Genomic DNA, 4,862 nt, shown 5'->3' with positions numbered 1-4,862 from the left:
CCCATCCGAAACCAACCGCAACCCAGTAGCGGTCACCAAGCTCAAGCGGTGGCTACCGGCTGCCCCAATTTTACTCCGCCGGGCGCTCCAATATTCCTCCGCCGTTGACAGAGCTGGTCTTGTCGGCGCGCTCGGGGGCGGTGCCGGTAACCACGCCATGCCGACCAGCGGCGGCGGTGAGCAGCCCTCGCCCTACGGTGAATATCCCAGGTTGATACGATTACGGCATGCTGTGCTGCGGGGCGGGCTAGACACTAACCCACCTAGCGGCAGTCCATGCTGCCTCCCCCGCTTCTAACCTGCCTAGTCGGCCAGCCCAGCCTGCGTCTCGGGCCGCGAGAAGCGCCGAGAACGCGTGTTAGGTCAGGCGCCAGGAGCGGTGGAAAGCTCCTATGGCTGCAACAGAGGCGGGGCTTAGCGGCGTGCGACTGGCGGTTCCTGATCGGTCGGAACGCCGGCAACGTGGCGGTAGAATGCCAGGGCGCGGTTTACCGACGACGCTTCGTGCCCGGAGGTCTGCGCCCCGGCCCGAATGCCCCAGAGCGCGTAATAGCCCCACACCCCGGGCGACAGCCGCTCGAGGTAGGAGGTGCACCGCAGGTCGCCAGGCGCAAACAGGGGTACAAGGAGGAACCGCACCGAGGTGGTGTTCTCGACTGCGATCGCCACCCGATCCGGCTCGCTCTCCAGCACCCGCATCCGGTAGATGACTTCGCTGGACGAGCGGCTGTCCTCCTGCGCGAAGTAGAGGTCCACGCCGCGGGCCATTTCTGCAACTGCAAAGTCGGTGCGGCGCCGCCGGGTTACCGGCCCATCGAGCGCGGCGGCGCCGGTGACCAGGGTGCGCCAGCCGCGGTCGCCGACGGACCAGTACCGGATGCCGCGCAAGCTCGAGATCCGACCAAATCTCGCCAGGAGGTCAGGGGCTCCGCCCTCGTAGCGGAAGCTGCCAGCGAGCGTCACCAGCAGGATGGGATGCGGCGAGGCCCAGCCGGTGCATGCGGATGCAGTCCACTCCGGGGCGTGCCAGACTTCTATGGCCGGAGCCACACCGGGCGGGGCATAGGAGGGCTGCGGCGTGGTCCCACACGGTGGCCGCGGACCATCAGCAGCTTGGGCGAGCGCACCTAGCGGCCTTGCCATGAAGAGGGCCATGGCGACCCTCCGAGCGACCGCCCTGTCCACGCCTTGTGCCTCCCGTCTCGCACCGCAGGGACCACTCTACCACTGCGGCGCAGTGCCGCTTGGCGGGATCGCTCGGCTCCCGAAAAGGCTATGAGGCTCCTGAGATCGCGGACGACAATCTGACTGTGGCCTGAACTCAGCGCACTGGATGGCGCGCCTGGACCGGCACTTTCGCCGGGCCTGCCACCCTTCCTGTTTCGGTCCGCGCGGCATCATTCCTTTGCCTCGCGCTAAGAGGCAGCTTGACGAATTCTCGTCCCATGCTCCCCGGCAGGCCGGCAGGCCGGCAAGGCGAGCCCATGGGCGTTGCTAGGGTCATATATTCTTCCCATAATATTCCGGAGGGCGGGTTATCGCACCCGGGTCGAAGCGCATGCCAGCATGGAAGGGATCGCCATGCGCTTAGCCGCATGACACTCTGACCTCGCGCCTCCACTCCATGGGCGGAGAAGTCAAGTCGAGGTCTCGTCGCCCCTACCTTTTAGGAACGAATAAGAAACATTTTACGGCGTTAAAGCCTCTAGCATTCCGTATTGTTTGCAGCGATGATCCGAGCAGGGAATGAGGGGGGGGGGGTCATATGTCGGTCATAGTTCTGCTGTCGTCACCAAAGGGTGGCGTCGGCAAATCGTCGTTGAGCCGCAATATACTTGCTTCCGCCGTGCAGGCAGGAAAGCGAGTCGTTGGCATCGACCTTGACCAGCAGTCTACCCTGAAAACTTGGTCCGAGCGGCGCGAGCGGGCCCGGGTTGCCATTCCGGGCCTCCCGCTGATCCCGGTATTCGCTGCGCCGCTCTCAAGCTGGCGCGAAGCACTCAAGAAAGCGCAAGCCGAGAATCCAGACCTAATCGTGATTGACACCCCGCCAAGCGTCGAGCAGAACACACCTGCTATCGCGAGCCTGAGCGACGTAGCGACCATTGTGCTCGTGCCTTGTCAGCCCATGCAGGATGACGTGGACAGCACCGCGCCGTGGATGCGGAAGCTTCTCGGTGCCAGTGCACGCGGCATTTTCGTGCTGAACCGGGCTAACCGACGGACCAAGAGCTACTCGACGATCCAGACCAAGCTCCTCGCGGTCGGCCCGCTCTGCCCGCTGGAGATCCCGCACCTTGAGGAAATCCACTTCGCGGCCGGCAAGGGTCTTGGCGTGGCAGACCTGAGCAAGGCAACCAGCCGCGAGACCTTCGACGGCTTGTGGAGCTTCGTGGCGCGCGAGACTGGTCTGTGAGCGCCCGCGCTTCTAAGCGGTTGCTGGCTGCTCTCGATACTGACGAAGCGCCGCCCGCCGACACTCGTCCGGTCGAATTGGAGCGTCTCGTCGCCGTCTCCGAGGACGTGCTGACGACCATTCGCGACGTGTTCGCGGGAACCGATTTGCTCAATGACGAGGTGATGGTCAGGGCAGTCATCGAAACCCGGCATGAGGTCGAACACTCATGGGGTAATGCGAAGCGGTCGTTCATAGAGATCGGCCGAAGCCTGAACCGCCTCGATCGCATGATGCGCACAAGGGCGGAGCGGCAAGCGCTTAAGACGGGCTTTGAGCAGCTCTTTCCCGTTTCGGAGAGCATCGCCAGCCAGTTCCGGGCCGTGGCCCTCGCCATCGACGATGGTCGCTTACCTGAGGACGCCTGCCCGGCCTCCTACTCGGCCGCTTATCAAGCCGCTCTCCTCGAACCACACGAACTGGAAGCGGCACGCTCTCGCGGCCTCATCAGCCCAACTACCAGCAGGTCGGCTCTCATTGCATTTCGGAAGCAACTCGCGGCGCCGAATCTCTCGCAGGTCGATGTCGGGGCACTCCGGGCCGAGGCCCGGCGGCTCGATGCCCGGCTTGAACGCCTGAGAGAGGAGATAGCAGGGATCGAGGCCCGGAAGATTGAGATCGCCCGAATACTCGATGCTGATCCCGATAGGAGTGACGCGCATTAAGAGGCACTACACCACCTCACGCTCAATCGAAATGATCCACTTCGAGGTGCAGATAGCTTAGCTGCAGCCAAGCGCCCAAGGCACGCCAGCAGCAGCTAGGCCTGACTATCAGCCTGCGGTGAATAGGATAGGTTGCTTTGCGGACCGAACACAGGAGACGAACCCATCTCCTGACGGCATCGCTTCGGTAAAGCTGGGATTTTGTGGGATCGCTAGAGTTTAGGGGGCGGGCAGCCGCTTGGGCTTGACTGCCCTCGTCACCAGCCGGAGCGTCTTCGGCGCTACCGGCGCGGGACTGGGATATAGTAGGATACCCCGAGCCTGATCCTCTATCTTGGCTTCCGGGTACACCGACAGCGCCATAGTGAGGGTGTGACGAAACTGACGGCGGAAGTGATCAAGTCTCCCAAAACCCTGCCCGAATTGCTCTTTCAAAGCTGACCAACTGATAGGTGTCGGATTCTTCAAGACATGAAGCCGATAGGCTAGCCAGCAATACACATCGAGCGCTAGGGAATTATTGGCAATTTCTTTGACGGCAGATTCGACGATTGGCACCGGGTGGCGCTTTAATTGATCAAAAAACATCTGGGATAGAGTAGCGGTCTCAATAAATTGGCCACTTTGCTGCCCGCTGTCGTCCTCGACGAACATGGCTGTGTCGAGGATCGATTGGTTTACCAAACCCGAGCGGTTGCCTTGCACGATCTGGAAGGACATGCGGCACCGGCTGATCCGTTCGGCTTGGTCGCGCACGTCTTGCATGGAACGCCCGCCAATAGGAATGCCGAGTCGGCGTAACCAAGCGTGCAGGGAGCGACCGAGGCTGATGTCCCGCGAGCCGGTACGTAGGGCTTCAGATTGCAGGTAGAGCAGGATCAGGCGGGCACGGGAACCGTAAGGGACGCCGATACTTACGGGAGGCTTGCCAGGGCGCATACCGGGCTGCACGAGCAGGGTGACGCGGTCGGTTTCCACTTGCCACGGCTCATCATCCTTGAGCCTGCGGTGCGGAAGGGCCGCCTGTGCCCAGCCGGAGTAGAGGAAGCCGATCTCGTTGTCCTCGGACGCGAGAAAGCCCGCTGCCGCCTCGACCACACGACGGTCGATGTCGGCCTTCAATGCTCTTTCCCTGCCAAACTCTAGTAGCAGCTGATGGACGGTTCCCACCGGCCTGCCCCCTTCCCGAGCCATCGACACTTTGCCTTCTCCCGGCGCTGTCGTCGTGCTGGGATTTTGTGGTGATTGCAAAGAAGTATTTGGGATTCTTATAGAGTGCACCCCTAAACCCCAGTGGGTATCTCGCTACGCATTTGATTCCTTTAGGGGTGTATCGAGTTGATCGCCCACAACATCCCAGCCTGCTCCCAGTAAATATCAGTCAGGCAGTGGATGAGCGATACGATTGTGCCGCCCGCGACTCCAAGGGGCATCCCTACCGCTTCCCAGTAAAACCCAGTGGTTGTGTCGCCGACGCGGTTCTGTCAGACATTACGCCATCGGGCCGTTAGCCAGCTCAGGTTGGGGCTGGTAGACTTTCGGACGTGGTCGCGCTGGATAGGGTATGACACTCGCTTGCGAGAAGCCGGCATTACCGCAAGCTGCAATCAGCTAGAAAGGCTGCCGCGGTGCTAGGCCCCGTTAGCGCCTGAGCCAATCTGCGGTGGCGGCGAGGCAGAGCACGCCGAGGAAGGATGCGGCGGTCTTTTCGTAGCGGGTAGCGACGGCTCGCCACTCTTTCA

The 4,862-nt window shown here is 62.1% G+C and carries 4 protein-coding genes and 1 pseudogene; 2 read left to right on the top strand and 3 right to left on the bottom strand.

Annotated features, from left to right (window positions below):
- Positions 1-414 precede the first annotated feature (414 nt).
- Positions 415-1,155, bottom strand: a complete 741-nt coding sequence (locus tag E2C06_RS35345) for a DUF6675 family protein (protein WP_133293219.1) — start codon at positions 1,153-1,155, stop codon at positions 415-417.
- Positions 1,156-1,765: 610 nt separating this feature from the next.
- Between E2C06_RS35345 and E2C06_RS35340 the strand changes: the two genes are divergently transcribed.
- Positions 1,766-2,416: a ParA family protein gene (locus tag E2C06_RS35340; RefSeq protein ID WP_133293218.1), complete on the top strand. Its 651-nt coding sequence runs from the start codon at positions 1,766-1,768 to the stop codon at positions 2,414-2,416.
- On the top strand, positions 2,413-3,120 hold the full coding sequence (locus E2C06_RS35335) for a hypothetical protein (RefSeq protein WP_133293217.1): 708 nt from the start codon (positions 2,413-2,415) through the stop codon (positions 3,118-3,120). Before E2C06_RS35340 ends, E2C06_RS35335 begins: the two co-directional genes overlap by 4 nt.
- A gap of 219 nt (positions 3,121-3,339) precedes the next feature.
- On the opposite strand, the gene E2C06_RS35330 is transcribed toward E2C06_RS35335, so the two are convergent.
- A complete protein-coding gene (locus tag E2C06_RS35330) occupies positions 3,340-4,242 on the bottom strand; it encodes a replication protein RepA (RefSeq protein WP_241671615.1) in 903 nt (300 codons plus the stop codon).
- 519 nt (positions 4,243-4,761) lie between these two features.
- Positions 4,762-4,862, bottom strand: a pseudogene (locus tag E2C06_RS35325) (IS5-like element ISMex42 family transposase); the annotation flags it as partial.

This window comes from Dankookia rubra, assembly GCF_004355005.1.
GTDB lineage: Bacteria > Pseudomonadota > Alphaproteobacteria > Acetobacterales > Acetobacteraceae > Paracraurococcus > Paracraurococcus ruber_A.
Note: the sequence above shows the minus strand (reverse complement) of the source record. Positions and strands in the feature narration are given on the sequence as shown.

Bases quoted from the DNA above. Each gene is read 5' to 3' on its own strand.
- E2C06_RS35345 (WP_133293219.1), bottom strand. From the start codon at position 1,155: ATGGCCCTCTTCATGGCAAGGCCGCTAGGTGCGCTCGCCCAAGCTGCT.
- E2C06_RS35340 (WP_133293218.1), top strand. From the start codon at position 1,766: ATGTCGGTCATAGTTCTGCTGTCGTCACCAAAGGGTGGCGTCGGCAAA.